Annotated in this window: 14 protein-coding genes; 4 read left to right on the forward strand and 10 right to left on the reverse strand. The window is 44.0% G+C overall.

Features of this window, described 5'->3' with window-relative positions:
• Positions 1 to 18: 18 nt before the first annotated feature.
• The gene (locus MHH25_RS21735; protein ID WP_026080959.1) at positions 19 to 495 is read right to left on the reverse strand and encodes a DUF6790 family protein; all 477 of its coding nucleotides are present in this window, start codon (positions 493 to 495) and stop codon (positions 19 to 21) included.
• Positions 496 to 918: 423 nt separating this feature from the next.
• Between MHH25_RS21735 and MHH25_RS21740 the strand changes: the two genes are divergently transcribed.
• Complete coding sequence (locus MHH25_RS21740; protein ID WP_036668516.1) at positions 919 to 1,344, forward strand: Rrf2 family transcriptional regulator; 426 nt, start codon at positions 919 to 921, stop codon at positions 1,342 to 1,344.
• Between the two features lie 109 nt (positions 1,345 to 1,453).
• Positions 1,454 to 2,311 (forward strand): SDR family oxidoreductase, encoded by an 858-nt coding sequence (locus MHH25_RS21745; RefSeq protein WP_340018014.1) that lies wholly within the window; start codon positions 1,454 to 1,456, stop codon positions 2,309 to 2,311.
• A 188-nt stretch (positions 2,312 to 2,499) separates the two neighbouring features.
• Here MHH25_RS21745 and MHH25_RS21750 read toward each other — a convergent pair whose 3' ends face one another.
• The 7 genes from MHH25_RS21750 to MHH25_RS21780 form a co-directional block, all read right to left on the reverse strand.
• Positions 2,500 to 3,039: an RNA 2'-phosphotransferase gene (locus MHH25_RS21750; protein WP_047844448.1), complete on the reverse strand. Its 540-nt coding sequence runs from the start codon at positions 3,037 to 3,039 to the stop codon at positions 2,500 to 2,502.
• A 31-nt stretch (positions 3,040 to 3,070) separates the two neighbouring features.
• Positions 3,071 to 3,511 (reverse strand): Imm48 family immunity protein, encoded by a 441-nt coding sequence (gene imm48, locus MHH25_RS21755; protein WP_053061631.1) that lies wholly within the window; start codon positions 3,509 to 3,511, stop codon positions 3,071 to 3,073.
• A 132-nt stretch (positions 3,512 to 3,643) separates the two neighbouring features.
• Positions 3,644 to 4,885, reverse strand: a complete 1,242-nt coding sequence (locus MHH25_RS21760) for a transcriptional regulator (protein WP_340018015.1) — start codon at positions 4,883 to 4,885, stop codon at positions 3,644 to 3,646.
• A 182-nt stretch (positions 4,886 to 5,067) separates the two neighbouring features.
• Entirely contained in the window at positions 5,068 to 10,737 is a 5,670-nt protein-coding gene (locus MHH25_RS21765; RefSeq protein ID WP_340018016.1) for a S8 family serine peptidase, read from the reverse strand.
• Between the two features lie 555 nt (positions 10,738 to 11,292).
• Positions 11,293 to 12,282, reverse strand: a complete 990-nt coding sequence (locus MHH25_RS21770; protein WP_340018018.1) for a serine/threonine-protein kinase — start codon at positions 12,280 to 12,282, stop codon at positions 11,293 to 11,295.
• A gap of 299 nt (positions 12,283 to 12,581) precedes the next feature.
• On the reverse strand, positions 12,582 to 13,451 hold the full coding sequence (locus MHH25_RS21775) for an alpha/beta hydrolase (RefSeq protein WP_339186366.1): 870 nt from the start codon (positions 13,449 to 13,451) through the stop codon (positions 12,582 to 12,584).
• Between the two features lie 210 nt (positions 13,452 to 13,661).
• Entirely contained in the window at positions 13,662 to 14,315 is a 654-nt protein-coding gene (locus MHH25_RS21780) for a ribonuclease H family protein (protein ID WP_340018019.1), read from the reverse strand.
• A gap of 154 nt (positions 14,316 to 14,469) precedes the next feature.
• Here MHH25_RS21780 and MHH25_RS21785 point away from each other — a divergent pair, with 154 nt between their 5' ends.
• Positions 14,470 to 15,102: a DUF421 domain-containing protein gene (locus MHH25_RS21785; protein ID WP_340018021.1), complete on the forward strand. Its 633-nt coding sequence runs from the start codon at positions 14,470 to 14,472 to the stop codon at positions 15,100 to 15,102.
• A gap of 146 nt (positions 15,103 to 15,248) precedes the next feature.
• Here MHH25_RS21785 and MHH25_RS21790 read toward each other — a convergent pair whose 3' ends face one another.
• Both MHH25_RS21790 and MHH25_RS21795 read right to left on the reverse strand, forming a co-directional pair.
• Positions 15,249 to 16,016: an ABC transporter ATP-binding protein gene (locus MHH25_RS21790; protein WP_047843839.1), complete on the reverse strand. Its 768-nt coding sequence runs from the start codon at positions 16,014 to 16,016 to the stop codon at positions 15,249 to 15,251.
• A 2-nt stretch (positions 16,017 to 16,018) separates the two neighbouring features.
• Entirely contained in the window at positions 16,019 to 17,095 is a 1,077-nt protein-coding gene (locus tag MHH25_RS21795) for an iron ABC transporter permease (RefSeq protein ID WP_211081028.1), read from the reverse strand.
• A gap of 166 nt (positions 17,096 to 17,261) precedes the next feature.
• Here MHH25_RS21795 and MHH25_RS21800 point away from each other — a divergent pair, with 166 nt between their 5' ends.
• Positions 17,262 to 18,326 (forward strand): ABC transporter substrate-binding protein, encoded by a 1,065-nt coding sequence (locus MHH25_RS21800; protein ID WP_340018022.1) that lies wholly within the window; start codon positions 17,262 to 17,264, stop codon positions 18,324 to 18,326.
• The last annotated feature ends 175 nt before the right edge of the window (positions 18,327 to 18,501 follow it).

Consider the following 18,501-nt stretch of genomic DNA (forward strand, 5'->3'; position numbering starts at 1 on the left):
GCAAAAAATCAATTCAGCTTAGTGCATTACCCAGATTCCACCAGCCAATACGGAGAGAACCGTGATAAACGTTTGATACACCACATCCATAATGAGATTCCCGATACTGTCTCCATCTGCCTTGCGATTTTTAATCATGACATAAGTATGAGACCAAAGACCACTTAATCCGTATATGTACATCGTTACCAATACACCAACCCAAAAGTTCCCTTGGAACCAGATGGCCATAATCCCCATAACTCCAAGCCCTACCTGGGAAAAACCGTATTTAACCTGAAATGGTCCACCAGGCCATCCTAACATTTTGGCTGTCTGATCCGCTCTGGCAATGTTGACAACATAACCAATCACTCCAACCAATCCAAACGTAACCACAAACTGATGAAGCAGCAACACTCTGCTAATCTCGCTCATTTCCCCGGGAAAACCTAACACATATAGGTGTACTCCCCCTGAAATTAGACCTAACAACCATAGAACCAAAAACCACATGCCTGTCCCACTCCCGCCGTTTGTTATTTGGAATCATTTGTAACTAAATGTACAATCTTGTAGTTAAACACATTATATAATCGCTTTTACATTTGTCAATTAATACATAATTTTCTATTTTGTCGAAGATTTTGTCATTTTTATTCTTCTGTACGCAAACAAGAAAACCATATAGTTCCATTTAACTTGAAAATAATAGGAATTTAGCCCTATTATTACATTAAAAGGTTTGAAACCTACTTCTTTTTTAACGCTTCAAAAGAACCACAACTCATTTATTTGACATAGGTGATAGTTCAATTATCATCTGTTTGATTATCTACGATTCCAGAACAACAGCAACTATCCATTAAAATATAATATAAAGGAATTGACATCCAACCGCTTTGTAACTATTATAGTTACAACGGTGGTGATTATCCCATGAGACAAATCAGCAGTCGCTTTTCCATTGCGGTTCATACCCTGTCCCTGATCGCTGTTATGCCCAATGAATGCACCGGAGATGTGATCGCGCAGAGTGTGAATACAAATCCCGTGATTATTCGGCGGATTATGTCCAAGCTGAAACAGGCTGGACTGATTGACGTCAGACCCGGTGTGGGTGGTGCTTCCTTGTTGAAAGATCCAGCCGACATTACCCTTCTTGATGTATATCGAGCGCTTGAGGTCGTGGAGGATGGGGAATTGTTTAACTTTCACAAACATCCGAATCCGAAATGTCCGGTTGGCAACATGATTGAACACACCTTGCGTGCCGAACTCATTGAGGCTCAGACAGCCATGGAACAGCGCTTGAATCGTGTAACCATACAACAGATGATGGATCAGATTCATGTCTCTGAATAAAAAAGCTCATAATGAGCTTTTTTTAACCCTTTCGTTGTAATCACACCTGTTATAACAATTTTGATTACATCCATATGCAAACAAAACACATATCTAGGAGGAAAAGAAAATGAAAATTTTGGTTACTGGCGCAACAGGTCAATTGGGTTCACTGGTTGTAGAGGCATTGTTAAAAACGGATTCTGCCAAAGGTTTGGCAGTAAGTGTACGTAATCCGGAAAAAGCGGAAGCACTCCGCACTCAAGGGGTTGACGTGCGTCACGGTGATTTCGATCAACCGGAGACGTTGAAGAAAGCTTTTGCCGGTGTAGATCGTCTGTTGCTCATCTCAACTGATGGTGACAATGAAACGCGTATTCGCCAACATCAGGCTGCCATTGACGCTGCCAAGAGCGCAGGTGTGGGATTCATCGCTTATACAAGCGTTGTGAATGCAGAAAAAAATACCCTTTCCCTGGCGGAAGTTCACCGCGCTACAGAAAAAGCTATTCGTGAATCCGGCATTCCGTATTCCTTCCTGCGCAACAACTGGTACCTGGAAAATGAAGCAGGCAGTGTGCAAGCAGCTACGCAAGGTGCACCTTGGGTTCATGCCACCAACAACAGCCAAGTAGGCTGGGCTACCCGCAGTGACTACGCCCATGCTGCAGCAGCTGTACTCGCAGGCGAAGGACATGAGAATACCGTATATGAATTGTCCGGCAAACTACGCACACAAGCTGAACTGGCTGCCATTGTTGGTGAAGTGCTTGGGCAGGAAATCAACGTGCAAAACGTGGACGATGCCGCTTACGCCGACATCATGAAAGGTGCAGGTCTACCAGACTTTGTCGTATCGATGCTTGTTGATATGCAAAGTGCCATCCGTGAAGGCGCATTGGCTGTAGAGAGTGATACTTTAGAGAAATTGCTTGGCCGTCCGGCTCAGCCACTTAGCGAAAGTATTAAAGCAATTGTAGGCAAGTAAGTTTTGAATATGAGAAAGGGACACACCAACAAATGTTGGATGCGTCCCTTTTTTTGGTTTGGTGTAGCTAACGATCAATACAACGATATCCCCGTTGAACGGATGACTGTACACTCAACCCATTCATTGTGACTGCTGTAATTCGAGATAGGTATTTATGTTTTCCACAACAGTTCATCGCTCACTGCTCACTGCTCAACAATATAACGTGCGGGAATGTGATCGGCCAGCCAGATATTTTCGTTTCCATAATAAAAAAGGATTCCGTCTGTGGCCGCTTGAGCAGCATTGATTCTCAAAATGACAGGCTGATCATCCCGTCTTCGTCCCACCTGATTGGCCGTATCGATATCTGCGGACAGATGTACATATTGCCTTTGCCGTGGCTGTAAGCCATGTTCCATAATAGAATGCACTGCGCGTGCCGGGGTCCCATGGTACAGAGTTTCCGGTGGCTCAGCAGATAACTTTGATATCTTATGGGGGGTCGAATGTCCATACAATGCCCGAATGCGGCCAGAACGGATTTCATGTCTCTTTTTCTCCGAGGCTTGAATCATCTGCTCCAGATCAACTTGCGTGACTCCCTTCCACTGCGGACTTTCATGTAAAGCCACCAGCAATTGCGAGATCTCCACCCAACCCTCTTCGTCCAGTTCCAGTTCATACTCCCATGGTGAATGTCGCAGAGCGTATGAGAGTTCCTTGCTTAATTTCATCAGATCCAATGCAATCATCTCCCACATCTAATAAAACCGTCTATTTTTGCGATTGAACCGCGGTTAAAATCTCCTGAATGTTACGTTCCAATCCTTCATCATCTTCCTGATTGAATTGGCGGTGTCCATCAATCCCACGTTGGATAATCGTATTCATCACCGGATGAACCTCACGATCAGAAGCCACCCGAATCAGATCATCGGCAAAATCAACCGCCTGCTGTTCACTGTAATTAAACGGTTTAATCAGCATCCGAATGCTCAAGGCATGGGCCTGCGGCTCCGCCAGCTGATCCCGATGAGTGATGCCATACACCGCGCCAAAACCAAAAGCAGCCATGACCTGACGCTCCAGTTCTGTTGTCTGTTCCAAAGGCGTGCCGATCAGCTCACACATTTTGTCCACCATCTGCTCCAGCTCGTTTGCTGCCGCAGCCAGAATTACGTCATTAATATCGTCAGCGTTGATAAATTCAGTCATATTGGTTTTCTCCATTTCTGCACCGTATTTGATCCATTCTCTCAGACTCTATGAGAACATTGTATCGGAGTTGGGGTGTTCGTTTCAAACCACTCATAGGTCGTCGACACTTCTCTTACTCTTATATTACCCTTATATAAGTGAAGTCGCTTGTGATTCGAAACGATTTTTTGCAAGCCTGAGCGCCTTGTCCTTCTCACCATGATCCATATAATAATGAAACAATATCTCTTCATAACGTTCAGCAAGATACTGGGAACCAAGTTCACGATAATAAGGAAGAATTCGCTCTTCTATCATTTCATAATACGCTTGCTCCTGCCCTTGTAAAATGACAGACTGGAGTTCCAATTCCATATAACTTGCGTCTGAAATAAGTTTAGAATTATGCAAAGCTTCCAAAGACATGTCCAACAGTTTGTTTGCAGGAATGAGGTTCCCTAGCCTATTCGATTCTATGTAATTATTGAGTACCATCAGGTATAACGGTTGTTTCTCCGGAATGATATCAAGCGCTTGCCTGTACCAGTGAGCAGCATCCTCATATTGCTTCCGCCGGTTATATTCATAACCCAGATTGTTCAACAGCTTTGCTTTTCGGTCAGGGAGCCCACAATCATCACTAATCCGAATCAGATTCTCATATCTGCGTTTCGTCTCAGGAAAATCATGATACTCACGTGAATTGAGCTGAACCAGCATAATGGTTTCAGTGTCAATGATCCTCACCATATTGAGCGTTTTCCGAAAATGCTGGATAGCTTTCTCGGCGTAATAGTACGACGTAATATTTGAATATATCGAGTGATATGCCAGAGACAAATGATAAAAATACTCATGATTCGTATATTTGGACTGATTAATTGAAGTTAACGTCTGAATGGACTTGCTATAGTGTCCTGTAAGGAAATAATAAATCCCCATCACATGGTGATAAAAATAATGTTCATATGAATGCTCCGATTCATCCGGAATCTCAACTTCGGCTATAAGTCTCTCGGCTTCATCGATATTATTCATAAACAAGTAAAATCGGATCTGCAGCAAGTCATAGGATAAACGCAGGTCAGGTATACCTTTTAACGGTTCCACTTCCAACTTGTCTTTGAGACGAATAGCTTCGACAGTTCTCTGCATAATAATGGCCTCTTGCCATGAATCCAGCAGATCATTCATTTGATGATATCTCGCTACTTCCCTTGCCATATCAATACATAGTCGATCACAGAGCATGTCCATAATTTCTTGGGAATACTCTGTCATTCCCCGTTCAATTTTGCTCAGATGTGTGACTGAACAGATCCCTTTCACCAGTTCGCCTTGAGTTCGTTTATTCTTCTCCCGGTAAAATTTAATAATCTTCCCTTCAATCATCACTACACCTCGTTTTAATCCATCATTTTATTCCTAATTATAGGGTTCGAATATGGACTCTGCCAGTTATATATTGGAGTCTGATGTACTTGGGAAGAGAATTTTAGGAACTCAACTAGGTAAAATAACAAAAAAATAAGAGGGCCTCCTAATGCTGGAGGAACCTCTTATCATTGTACTTCTTATTTCAGCAACGAAAGTAAATTGTGAACCGTTTGGGCCGTTTCGGCACGTGTAGCACTATTTTTCGGTTTGAATTGCCCACCAGTAGAACCGTTCATTACACCAAGCTCGGAAGCTTTTGCCACAGCTTCTTTTGCCCAAGATGCAATGTTTGCTTCATCCGTATAACCGGCATCAGCCGGCTGGGTATGACTTGATTGGGATTGGGATTGGTATTCGTATGCTCTCATCATGAGCACTGCCATTTCTTCACGTGAAATGGTTTGGGTCGGAGCAAACTTATCATTCGCTATTCCCTGAACCAGACCTGCTTGATATGCCGCAGCCACGCTGTCTGCATACCAGGTATCCTTACTCACATCACCAAATGGCAAATCGTTACCTTTCACCTCTAAACCAAGGGTTCTCACGATTAAAGCGGCGAATTCGGCACGAGTCGTTTGACCTTGTGGATCAAACGCAGTCTCTGTTTTGCCTGTCAGCACATGTTTCGCCGAAAGAGACTTGATGGCTTCACTTGCCCAATGCGTTGGGGCCACATCTTCGAAGGATTTATCGTAAGCGAACGCTACATACGTGCCCATATCAGACAATTGGGAAGTAACGGTACCCTTCTCTTCATCAACGATCCCACCTGCGTAATCCCATTGATCCGCAGATGAATCTTCATTATACATTCCAATCAGATCGCTGTTTAACCTTCTGTCGTAAAAGAGTGTCAGAGTAACATCTTCAGGAAGCGAGGACAGAGATAATTTCTCACTGGAAACCTGGAGATACAGTTCAACGTCATAAGCAGCACCTGCGGTTGTCCATGTGAGACCTTGTTTTGTTTCTGGTGCTTTCACATCTTGTTTCATTATATCCAAAATGATCTTGCCACCAGCAGCACCAGAACCTCCTTTGGTTTGCAGTTCTTTCAATACGCTAGATGGAATGGTGAGTGATAGTACACCTTGCTGAGAAATTGTGAGTGAATTCGCACCCAACAAATCCCCCGCATTAACAGGCAGCTCAATCTTTTTACCGACCGTAATATCCACGTTTGCGGTACCGTTTGTCACTGCTTTCAATTCTTTTTCTGTAATGACCTGATTTTGACTTGGATCTGGGTCTGTGGTTGGGACAGGTGCAGGGGTCGTAGAAGATCCGCCGCCACCGTTATTTCCCGAACCGCCCCCATTATTACCAGAACCACCATTGTTCATTTCCTGAATTTTATTGAGGAAGTACCCTAAGTCTTTGTCCCCAATTTGCAAAACAGGCTTCTTGGTAGAATAGTTAGCAGTCATTCCAAAGTTATTCGTAATATAATTCACTTCGGCGTCTCCTACAGAGCCATCCTGGTCAATATCGGCGATCTCATCCGAAGTATGATAATGTTTCGTTACAAGCTCCATGTCATAGATATCGATGGCTCCATCCCCATTAATATCTCCTGCATACGTAAAGTCAGACGAGTTCATTTGATTGATGCCATAATATTCGCCATCAATCGTCTTGCTCAGAACCACTGCCAGCTTGGAAGGTAAATGACCCGGAACTCGTGTGTAGATGGTCGTCATTTCTCCTGTTGCCGGAATCCCATCGATAAGGAACTCACCATAATTTTGCACAGTCCCCTCATATTTCTCACCGGAAGCCGTCTCGGCATAAACTTCAATGCCCATTTCCGAATAGTCATTTCCAAAATCCAGATACTCTCCATCGACCATAAAAGCTTCTGGACGTACAAAACCATATGTTCTTGATGATTTGGAGATCACTTCATAACTGTCTGGGTTAAACGCGGTTAATGCCAATTTCTCTTCGTTCTCTTTCATACCAACAGTCGTATATTTCACTTCAAGTAATGGTACGTCGCTTTTCTTAAAATAATATTCATCCTTGGTTACATCAAAGACAACCTGGAACAAATCAAGATCCCCTGTGATTCCTTCAAAGGACCCACCTGAGATGGATGCCTCAAAGCTGAGTTCTCTTTGGTCCACTACAGGATCACTGAATTTCACTTCGGCACCTGTTGCATCCAGTAATGCCTGCAGTTCAAGCGTTGGTTCAATCCGTTTAAATTGTTTGTAGTCATACATCGATTCCAGGGTAAACGAAATACCGTTTAACTTCTCGACATCGTTCAATTGAATGGTCTGAGTAATGGTATCTCCTTTACGCACTTCATCTTTGTCATATTTGCTGGTCACATAAGGTTTGCCCTCAGAGATAAACCCATAGCGATGGGCCTTAACGGCATTTGCCGCTGTACCCGCATCCAATCCAAAGAGTCGAAGTTCGTAACCATTATCATATTCTTCTTTGGTAATACCAAATGATATGTTTCCATCTTTGGAAACAGACAATTCGCCCGAATAGAAAGGACTGCCATTCTCGTAGAAAATGATACGATTGGAAGATTGATCATAAGTAGTGATCCCATTATCAACAAAGGTTTGAACTGTTGAATCGATAGCTGTGCCATCATACCAGACGCCCTGTCCACCTTCCCTTTCTGTGAGCATACTATCATTGAGCTCGTATACGCCAGGCTCTATACCCAAATCAATCTCGGGGGCTGTATTATCCACAACTACCAATGTTTCGTATGAATACTGCTTGGCGTCCGAATCCGCCCCGATGAACTCAAGTGTGTAGCTGCCCTCAGGGACAAAACGTGCAACGTTGGAGATCTCCCCGTTTTCAATCGGAAATGCATAACCTCTAAACACATTCAGCATCAGATATTCCACTCCCGGAAGCATGGACTGCGAATTCAAGGTACCTACAAACCCGATTTCCTCGTTTGTTTCGCGATCCTTCAGCAATACATCCACAGAATCAATGGGACTTCCCAATTGAATAGCACTCAGTGTAATACGATTCAGGAACTGGTGAAATGGAGTATCGTTTGTGATGGATGGTGGAATCAATTCCACGGAATTAATGCCCTTTTCACTAATACGGATGGAGAATGGGATCTGAATATGATCCGCCGCATTTTCCGTATCCAGATATACATATCCTTCATATCGACCACTTGGCGTGTCCTGTGGTATATCCACTGAAACAGTCATCTCTTCCGTACTTCCGCCACTTACAGTAATGGATTCTGGCAGATGAACATTTAAGTTCATATCGTTTAACAGCTTCATGGAAGTGTTATATGTTTTGGTACGGTCCCCTTTATTCTCGATCTTAACTGTCCGGCTGTCAGATACGTTTTTCCGGCCGTTTTCTTCCAAATATGCACTATCAAATACGATGGAACCTGTAATTTCATCAATAAGGATGGATTCGTCATTCGAGAAGTGAATGGTTTTATCCTGAACTTTGGCAAATACGGATGTGTGGACTGCCCGGTACGGATCTACTCGGCCTGCACCTACTTCATACACGGAATAATTCCCGTCCAGATCGACAGCCGTATTCATAAGAGCAGTCTTCACATCAAAAGGTGTATATTCTTCATGTGCCTGGAGCATAAGTGCAGCAATACCCGCCATATGCGGGGTTGCCATGGAAGTACCCGAAATTCGTGCATAGGCAATATTATAATTCTCGCCCGTATGATCATTCACAAATACAGGATAGGTTGAAAAAACAGCTACGCCCGGAGCTACGATATCAGGTTTAATATCATCATTCACGGCAGCTGGACCTCGGGAACTGAAATCGGCCAGTTTATTGCCTTCCGTAACGGTTTGGCCTGCTGCGCCAAAGGTGACCGTCACACCGTTCAACTCTTTTAGTTTTTCTCCAAGCTCTCTCATCATTTGGAATGTAGGAATATACCCGTTCATTTCACCCAAATAATTAGGGATTGTTCCTTCAACATTATTATATATAATTGCTGCTGCCGCCCCTGCTTTTCTTGCGTTGACAATCTTGGCATCGAGTGCTATATCTCCCCGAGTGATTAGGGCCACTTTGCCTTGCACATCAATACCTTCAAAATCAAAAGCATTACCAAGCCCTGCATAAACAAGTTCGTAGGTTTTGCCTTCAAGTGTGGTCAGATCGTCAGTAAAATCTTTACCAAACAGAGGTAACACCTCAGTATAAGTTGCAACAGGTGTTTCATTTTCTTCTGCTGGCGCTTCTTCTTCTACTACAGGTGTTTCTTCTGCTGCTGGTGGTGCTTCTACTTCTGCATCAGGTGAATCTTCTACTGATAGTGGAGTTTCTACATCTGCTGCTGGTGTCTCTTCTCCTGTTGCCGATGGTTCTTCTGCTGTTGGTGGCGCTTCTTCTTCCTCTGCGGGTGCCACTTCTTCCTCTACAGATGTTTCCCCACCCTGAACAGGTTCTTCTTCTTCCGTTACAGGTGGTTCCTCTGTCTCTCCCTCGCCTGGATTGTTATACACGTCCAGAGTCACAGTAGCCGTAGGAAGGGTTAACGGAACATCGGAAGCACCAATCGTAATGGCCAGCGCGCTTGCTCCCGGTGTACCTAAAGTACCTTCATTGGGTCCATCATTACCAGCTGCAACCATACTCACCACGCCTTGCAGCATCGCATTATTCAGTGCGATCGAAGAAGGATCCAGCGGATCATTCGTGGCAGCCCCTAAGGATAGATTGATAACATCAAGTTCATCTTCAATGGCCTTGTCAATTCCGGCAATAATGCCACTCATCTCACCACTTCCACCAGGGCCAAGTACACGATACACATATAAGTCTACGTCTGGAGCAACACCTTTTACAGCATACCCCACGTCATTTTTGGCCTGACCAGCGATGGTTCCCGATACGTGTGTTCCATGGGAAGTATAATAATCTTCTGCTAATACACCTTGCTCCTTATAACCTGAATCTTCCCAATCTTTATAGGTCGTCTCCATCGGGTCAGCATCGTTATCAACAAAGTCCCATCCTTTAACTGTCGTTGGATCAACTTGCTTTGGATCCTCACCCGCATGAGCGCGATACCCTTTATACGCCCCTGTTAAATCTGGATGATTATAATCAATTCCGGTATCCAGTACACCCACTTTGATTCCCTTACCAGTGATGCCCTCTTCATGAAGGTTGTCTATGCCAAGATATGGCACACTATCAGCCATTCGAGGTTGCATTCCGGATGCAGATGCAAATTCACTTGATGTGTCTGTCTCTGGCAGATCAAGTACCACTTCCTGGTCAGCCCATACTTTTTTCACAACTCCGGATTTCATCAAGTCTTCTACGGCTACGCCAGGGACTGTTAACGCAACACCATTTAGTGCGGTTTCATACTCCTGAGTGATTTGGATCGAGGCAGCATCATAAGATAGCCCTCTCTTCTGCTGCAATGACTTAATGTGCTGCTTGAATTGCTGATGATTTTGTTTTACTCTGCTTGCGGCCGTAAGCTCTGACAACTTCTCATTGACTAGTCTAGCCCGTTTCAATGCAACGGCAGCGGGTTCACTTTTGAATTGGATGATCACTTGGACCAAATCGTTACTTTTGGTATTCACCTTGGGGTCGATCACTTCACCATCCATGACTTGAAGCTGGTTCAAAGCTTGTCTTTCTTCTGGCGTAAGTGATTGTAGAATGGACTTAGCGCTTTCACTCTGCTGTAGAGGACCATAAGAAGGTGCTGCGTAAGCAGGAAAGGAGAACATGGAAGACAATATGACTCCTGCTGCTACTAAACCGGATAACCATCGGGTTGATTTTCGTTTCATTTCATACCTCCTGCGATTTACGATCAGATTAGGCTTATCGTATTCCGCAGCGTAGGGGATGTAAATTGGGGTAATTGAGTAGGTTAATAGATGAATCAGTTTGTTACCCTTCGGAAAAATTTACATATAAATAGACCGAATTATCTAATTTAGTGACTTTATTTGACGAATTCAGGATTCTATCCTTTTATTCACAACTTAAACTGATAAACAAGTTTCTTTAGACCTAAAATCACTTTCGAAAATGAAGAGTTTTTTCAAAAATAAATTACTTTTTTTGTTAATTTTTGTTTGGATTCAATTTAAAATCTTTATAAAAAACGCAAAAAAAGCTCACACCATTGTTCTAAACAGAACGAGGCATGTGAGCTTTTTTAACGTATATCTCGAATAGATGACATTGGTAAACGATGATGTATTCTATAAACTATAAAAGAAACAAGCCAGTTCGCCCCATATGTACGGGTAAGAACTGGCTTGTTTCTATTTTACACCTATTTAACGGTTATGCTTTCATTTAAGCGTATCTACTTTAGCAACATAGGTCATGACTGCTTACGCCGTCTCATGTTGCTTTTTCGGCTCCACTTCATAGACCTGCGTATGTTGATTCTCGGCTAAAGACCATTCCACTGTACCTGGCTTGCGCACTTTCCATACCCAGGCTTGAACTCGCAGCGAGCTTCTGACCCAAGCTAAGGAAGCACAGCGTTTCTCAGAACGAACCGTCAACCCCCAATGAATAACACGAGCGAGCCAAGGATTCACATACTCATTATGTGAGCGAACAGATGGCAATTCATCCTGGAACAACCGCTGTTTCACGTCCATAGGGGGTTGCCCACATGTCCAATAATGGAGCAGAGCTGCCAAACTATAGATGTCCGACATCGGTCCTTGACTAGATTTCTCCGAATAAAACTCCAGCGGAGAATAACCTGCCGATGTAAATATCACCTGTTTCTCTCCGGATTGCATAGGCCAACGGGTAGCTGAGCCAAAGTCCAGAAGTTTGGGTGTACCGTCCTCCATAACCATAATGTTGGAAGGTTTCACATCCCGGTGAAGAATGCCTTGCTTATGTATGTAATCCAATGTATCCACCAGTGGAAGCAGCGTCTCCGTTATGAAAGTAGCATCAAGAGCATGATTATGTTCATTCAAATACTCGGTCAATGTGATTCCCGTGCAGTATTCCATAACCAGATACCCCGTACCATTCGCTTCAAAATGATCCATATACGATACAATATGGGGATGATCCAGTTTCGATAACAGTTCACCTTCGAGCAGAAATGCAGCCAGTAACTCCTGATATTGCCCACCGTATCCTCGTGAAGAGCAGAACACCCCTCGCTTGTCTGCCTGCCGTTCAGCCATTCTCTGTGGAAAAAATTCCTTAATGGCTACTTTGGCACCTGTATTACGATCTCGCCCTGCATATACAATAGCCAACTCACTGCTGGCTAATACCTGTCTTACCTGATATGTATCATTTATAATCACATTGCGCTGCAATGTCATTTTACAATTGTCTTTTCTCATAACAGACCTCTTTTCAACCTTGTCGATCGGAAGACTTTCCGCGTAAATGCATCACTTGGTTTAACCAGTCAGCAATTCATCGCCAACTATACATTTAAACCAAATGATGCAATTTGAAACACCTTCACGCGAAATATTTAAATATTAATGATATCAAGCCTTCTTCGTTCTACTGCTAATCCCTATCCACACTATTCTATAGAAGAAAAGCATTCTCTTATATAGAGTATCGACAGATGGATGTAATTACTTTATTAAACTGGAGAAAAACATTTCCCATCCTTCATTTACAGCTTTTATTAATAATTATTCTGTAAAAAACGTCCTATTTCCTCGTTCATCTGAACCAATACGTCCTGTGAAGGAAAATGTCCTGTATCATATTTGATGGCTTTTACATTCGTAATAATCTTTTGAGCTCGCTCAATACACTTATCCGCAGGGAAAAAGACATCCTTCTCCCCTACCAATAACAAGGTTGGTGACGTATAATTCACCAGTTCTTCCCGCTCCGTAAGCTTGGGCAGATCCTGATCTATACTGACGTATTTAAAAAGTTTACCAATAATGTTTTTATCCATTTCTTTCATGCAGTTGCACGACATGTTGTCCGTAATTTTTTGCAAAGAAGATGGTGAAGACGTCATGCGATACTTGACGAGTGGCAACGTGATATCCTGAGCTGTTTTAATTTTGGAATTGACCGCAAGACCCGCAGGAGCAACCAATACAGCACACGAGATGCGTTCCGGAATATAGGTAGCCAGTCTGAGAATAATGCCTCCTCCAAACGATGGGCCGATAAATGCACTCTTTTCGATATCATAGTGATCCAGCAGATCCGATACCCATAATGCCAAACTATCAAACCGTGTCGAGATACTCGCTTCCTCACTATAACCAGGATGCCCAATCGTATCAGGAGCAATAATCCGGTATTCTTTAAATAAAGAAGAGAACCATGACAACGTCATCGGATTCACACAATTACCGCCTTGGAGAATAAATAACGGCTTGCCATCTAGAGGACCCGTCAGTAAAACATGCGTCTTGCCAAAACGCGTCTCTACATACTCCCGAGTAAATTTCTCACCCAACTCGTTCAAATAAATCTCATACTCTTCAAGTATGCTGCTCTTGCCTTCTTCACTTCTATAAATGGAACTCATGTCTGCCTCCTGCAATATATACTCAAATACCCCATTCTATTGAATGGACTTGCTAATCAATGGACCAAAAAGATAAAGAGGGCCTGCAGATGACAGGCTCCTCCATATGTTTAACTAATCATATTCAGATGATTATAGAGCGGAAACTGGAAATTGTAAATAACGATTCTAATAGACCAGAAATAAAGGAGGCATCCTTTGGAAAAATTCCTACTTCCGGCCGTAATCTGCCTTGATTTCGCCCCACTGCTTGGTCTGCCATTTTAGCACTTTATTGCTGTACGTATTCGTCTGGAGCCACTGCTCCGCACGATCAATCATCAGCCAGATCTCTTCCGTGGAGTTGTCTCTTGGCAACGTTGTGGCTACTTTTTTCTGCTTTAGCCATTTCATGGCATTGACCGAGTCGGTATACACCGTTTTGGTACTGCCTTCTTTTTTCAGATGTGCGAGGGCATGTACAATGGCTAAAAATTCGCCCAGATTGTTCGTGCCTTTGGAGATCGGTCCGACGGAGAAAATAACCTCACCGGTGCGGGTGTCTACCCCTTTGTATTCTACAGGTCCGGGGTTACCACGTGTGCCCACATCAACAGAGACGCTGTCGTAATCCACTTCCTCTGACGTTTCCATGCCAGCACTTCTTCCGCTACCAGCCGACTTTGTCTTCGACGCTCCGCCTGCACTTGAACCCCAGTTCCCTTTCCAGCCAGCACGATACGCTTCTTCTGCGGCTGCTTTGGACTCATAGGATTTATATTTTGCTCCAGTATAATGATCCGTCTGCGCTTTGCAATCTGCCCATGTGTTATACACACCCGGCTTCTTGCCTTCCCAGACAACATAATATTTCTGTTTTGCCACTGTAACCCGCTCCTTTGTTCACTTCATCAATACCCTATTGTAAACGATCCGGTGGGCGGAATGAAAGCTATGGATTTAGCCATCTGCATAATTCCTCCAACTCCAGAACAGCCTAACAAGCAAAGCGCATACTGGAATAGAAAGGAATATACGTATGGACTGGATATGGAAATCTGTTTTACTTGTACTTATCGGCATGATTCTGCTGCGAATTGCAGGACGCAAGTCGATCTCACAGATGAGTGTCGCCACAACGGTCATCATGATCTCCATCGGAACAACGATTGTACAACCCATCGCAAATCATGAGCTTGGCAAAGCGATTGGATCAGCATCGGTCTTCATTTTGACATTGCTTGTAGTGGAACAACTGCAATTGAAATTTAATATTTTTGAACGGTTAATGAGTGGCAGTTCCAAAATCGTGGTAGAGGACGGAAAGGTCATTATCCCGAATCTGAAACGCATGCGTTATACGATGGATCAGCTTGAGATGCATATGCGACAGCACGGAATTACAAGTGTAGATGATCTGGAGACGGCGACGGTGGAACCCAATGGTCAACTCGGTTATGTCCTGAAACGACATGCTCGTCCTGTGACGATTGGAGATCTGGAAGAGATCTTACGAAGTTATGCGATTACAGGTAGTAGCCCAGCACCGGGAGAACACTCCCAACAAGACAAGAGCAGTAAGTCTTCAACGCATATCGATAACTCCTCCGATATTTTCCAAGAAGTCAGCAAAGGTGCTCATGCTCATCCCGTTGATCCTAAGCTTCAATAGACGCTCCTAGCCCCATCAAAAATTAAAGACCGGCCCTGCGAGCAATCAACAACAACAACATCGCTCCAACAGGTACGGTCTATGTTCATTTCAATTGATTATTTCGAATATTTCTCCACGTCATCCAAACAAAGATATAGCCCCAATCAACGTGTACTCAGGTATGCAATACCCAGGCCACCCGTAACTGGATTTGTATAGATTTCACAATCGACATCAAATACCTCACCAATCATCTCGCGAGTCAGAATATCTGCCGGTTTGCCATGGACCACAATCTGGCCCTTTTTCACTACATAGAGATAATCGCAATATTCTGCGGCGAGTTCGAGATCATGCAGCGCTGCCAGTATGCCAATGCCGAGTCCACGGACAATATTTAGAATCTGAAGTTGGTATTTGATGTCCAAATGGTTCGTTGGCTCGTCCAGGATCAAGAATTGGGGTTGCTGTGCCAAGACACGCGCCAAGACCACACGCTGTTTCTCTCCACCAGACAAAGACACGTAATTGCGGTCTGCATGTCCAGTCAGATGTACTTTTTCCAAAGCCTGCTCTACGATTTCATGATCCCGTTCATTATCCGTCTCCAGCATTTTTTTGTGTGGGGTACGGCCCATCATGACCATCTCACGCACCGTAAAATCAAAACTCAATTCATTAAACTGGCCAACAACGCCCATGTGTCTGGAAACAAGCTTTGGACTGGATTTGAGAATATCGGTATTGTCCAGAAAAACCTTACCTTGCTGCGGTTTGATCACTTTATAAATGCTCTTGAGCAGTGTTGACTTGCCACAACCATTGGGTCCGATCAGTCCAACGAACTGTTTACCGTTCACCTGTAATGAAATATCCTTGATGATGTCCGTGTTCAGCACAGAGATGGATACATTTTCTACGTTCAGCTTCATCTTTAATTTCCTCCAAAACCGTAGCCTTTTTTGACCAGCATATACATAAACATTGGTGCACCAATCATGGCCGTAATAATACCGATTGGCAACTCCACGCTGGATATGAGGGATCGTGCAATAACATCCGTCCAGATGAGGAAAATGGCTCCAAACAGCACAGATACAGGCATCACCTTACGATGGTCGGAACCCACGAGACCTCTGACGATATGCGGAATAATGAGGCCGACAAAACCAATCATGCCACAGCTCGCCACCATAACACCTGTCACCAAAGCGGTTAACAGCATGTACACCCTGCGGTACACACTCAGATTAATGCCCAGTGTAACGGCTGCTTCATCCCCCAATAACATCGTATTAAGAACTCTGGACTGTAAAAGGAAAAATAGAATCGCCACCAGCACGACGATACCCACGAGTGGAAGCTTGTTCCATCCGGAAGCCGCCAGGCTGCCCATGGTCCAGAACGTCACCGTTTTGATGCCTTCAGCATTGTTGGCAAAATAAATAATAAAGTTCGAAAAAGCGCTGCATAACGCGTTAATCACCATTCCCGCAAGCACCAGCTTGACCGACGTCATTTTCCCCCGAATCCCTGCCAAAGTCAGGACCAGTAAGGACGCACCCATCGCACCGGCAAAGGCCCAGAAAGCCACCCCCGTCTGACCTAGCCACCCAATCGCACCGAATCCAATAAGAATTGCAAAGGTTGCTCCAAGTGAAGCACCTGAGGATATACCTAGTATGTAAGGATCAGCGAGCGGATTCTGCACAGCAGCCTGCATAACAGCACCGCACAAGGCCAAGCCTGCGCCGATAAACATCGCCATCAGCACACGCGGGAAACGAATCTGCCAAATGATATCGGTAAAGGAACCTGCCTCAATGGGTGTTGTCCCCCACTGAAATCCCGTTAATTTGTATAAAAGAATACGATATGACTCCGCCAGTGGAATTTGTACCTGTCCAATGGAAACTGCAATACCTACGGATATAAGCGTAATCATGATTAAAGCTGCAATCAGTAAAGCAAACCCGGATTTACTATGAATCAGAGACTCTCTTTTCCCCATACGCTGTGTCTGAACCTGAACCGTCTGTGCCATCTCTTCCCCCATCAATTCGCGTAAAATGTAGAACAAATTAAATTTAGCTATTTACAATGTGTTTTCTCGGATTATAATTGAGAATGATTATCTTTGTCAATTTAAAACACATAGAAAAGGGGTTCGTCATTTAATGAAATTCACATCTAGAACCATTGGTATCGCTGCTCTAAGTCTCCTGTTACTGCTACTTGCAGCCTGTTCGAATGCTTCAACTTCTTCCCCTGCCGAAGAAACAACTTCAACAACTAACACGACAGAAACTTCAGCTCCTGCTGAGAATACAAATAAAACGACGTACCCGCTCACCATTGAGAATTTCACGATCTCGGGTGAGGGTGGCGAGTGGAAACCCAAAGTGCAAGTATTCGATAAAGCACCTGAACGTGTTGTTGCGAATACCCAGTCTGCGGCTGAGATGCTCATCAAATTAGGTCTGACCGATAAAATGGTCGGTGTTGCTGCTCTTTATGGTTCCGTTACACCCGATGTGGCTGATGATTTCGCCAAAATTCCGGTATTGTCCAAGGATTATGTAGGTAAAGAGCTGGTCGTAGGCGCAAGCCCGGATCTGGTACTCGGACGGGGCGACCTGTTCGCTGATGCAGACTGGGGCGTGGGTACGGTCGATGGATTGAATGACATGAATATACGGACGTTCCTGCAAACGACGAATCACAAAGGCACACTAGATAGCCTCTATAGCGATATTGCACAACTTGGGCAGATCTTCGATGTTCAAGATAATGCCGCAACATTCACGGAAAGTCTGAAGACTCGTGTTGCAGCCATTAAGGCAAGTGTAGCCGATCAGCCTGATCATACTTTTGCTTATATCGTACCCGCTACAGAAGACACCATTACGGTAAGCAGCATGCAGAACGATACGTATCAGCTTGATGCATTTAGCCTGTTGAAGCTGAAAAATACGTTTGATGGTGTGCAAGGTGAAGTTAGTGTAGAGCAACTGATCACAGCGAACCCGGACTACCTGCTCTTGTCCGCGTATGCCGGTTCACCGGATATCGACAAGCTGATTCAGAATCTGTATGCCAACCCTGCCCTGCAAAGTATGAACGCAATCAAGAACAAACAGATCTATGTCACAGATTTCAGCCAGTTCTGGGGTTATGGATATCAAATTCTGGATGGCATTGAGAATATGGGACAGGAAATGAAGGCTAATCCAATCAAGTAGTGACTTGAGCCAATGAGCAGGAGAAGACATTCTCACTGCTCTTTTTTCAGTTGACTTTAGAACATACTAAATTAACGGATAAACTCACAAATTAAATTAAAAATCATGTTAAAACCTCCTTCTCACCTTTAATCCTGTATGCAAAAGTTTGATTTTTTCAGATAAGCTTATATGC

Source organism: Paenibacillus sp. FSL H3-0457 (genome assembly GCF_037981725.1).
Taxonomy (GTDB): Bacteria; Bacillota; Bacilli; order Paenibacillales; family Paenibacillaceae; genus Paenibacillus; species Paenibacillus amylolyticus.

Bases quoted from the DNA above. Each gene is read 5' to 3' on its own strand.
- MHH25_RS21740 (WP_036668516.1), top strand. From the start codon at position 919: ATGAGACAAATCAGCAGTCGCTTTTCCATTGCGGTTCATACCCTGTCC.
- MHH25_RS21800 (WP_340018022.1), top strand. From the start codon at position 17,262: ATGAAATTCACATCTAGAACCATTGGTATCGCTGCTCTAAGTCTCCTG.
- MHH25_RS21765 (WP_340018016.1), bottom strand. From the start codon at position 10,737: ATGAAACGAAAATCAACCCGATGGTTATCCGGTTTAGTAGCAGCAGGA.
- imm48 (WP_053061631.1), bottom strand. From the start codon at position 3,511: ATGACTGAATTTATCAACGCTGACGATATTAATGACGTAATTCTGGCT.
- MHH25_RS21775 (WP_339186366.1), bottom strand. From the start codon at position 13,451: ATGAGTTCCATTTATAGAAGTGAAGAAGGCAAGAGCAGCATACTTGAA.
- MHH25_RS21735 (WP_026080959.1), bottom strand. From the start codon at position 495: ATGTGGTTTTTGGTTCTATGGTTGTTAGGTCTAATTTCAGGGGGAGTA.
- MHH25_RS21760 (WP_340018015.1), bottom strand. From the start codon at position 4,885: ATGATTGAAGGGAAGATTATTAAATTTTACCGGGAGAAGAATAAACGA.
- MHH25_RS21745 (WP_340018014.1), top strand. From the start codon at position 1,454: ATGAAAATTTTGGTTACTGGCGCAACAGGTCAATTGGGTTCACTGGTT.
- MHH25_RS21785 (WP_340018021.1), top strand. From the start codon at position 14,470: ATGGACTGGATATGGAAATCTGTTTTACTTGTACTTATCGGCATGATT.
- MHH25_RS21790 (WP_047843839.1), bottom strand. From the start codon at position 16,016: ATGAAGCTGAACGTAGAAAATGTATCCATCTCTGTGCTGAACACGGAC.
- MHH25_RS21795 (WP_211081028.1), bottom strand. From the start codon at position 17,095: ATGGGGAAAAGAGAGTCTCTGATTCATAGTAAATCCGGGTTTGCTTTA.
- MHH25_RS21770 (WP_340018018.1), bottom strand. From the start codon at position 12,282: ATGAGAAAAGACAATTGTAAAATGACATTGCAGCGCAATGTGATTATA.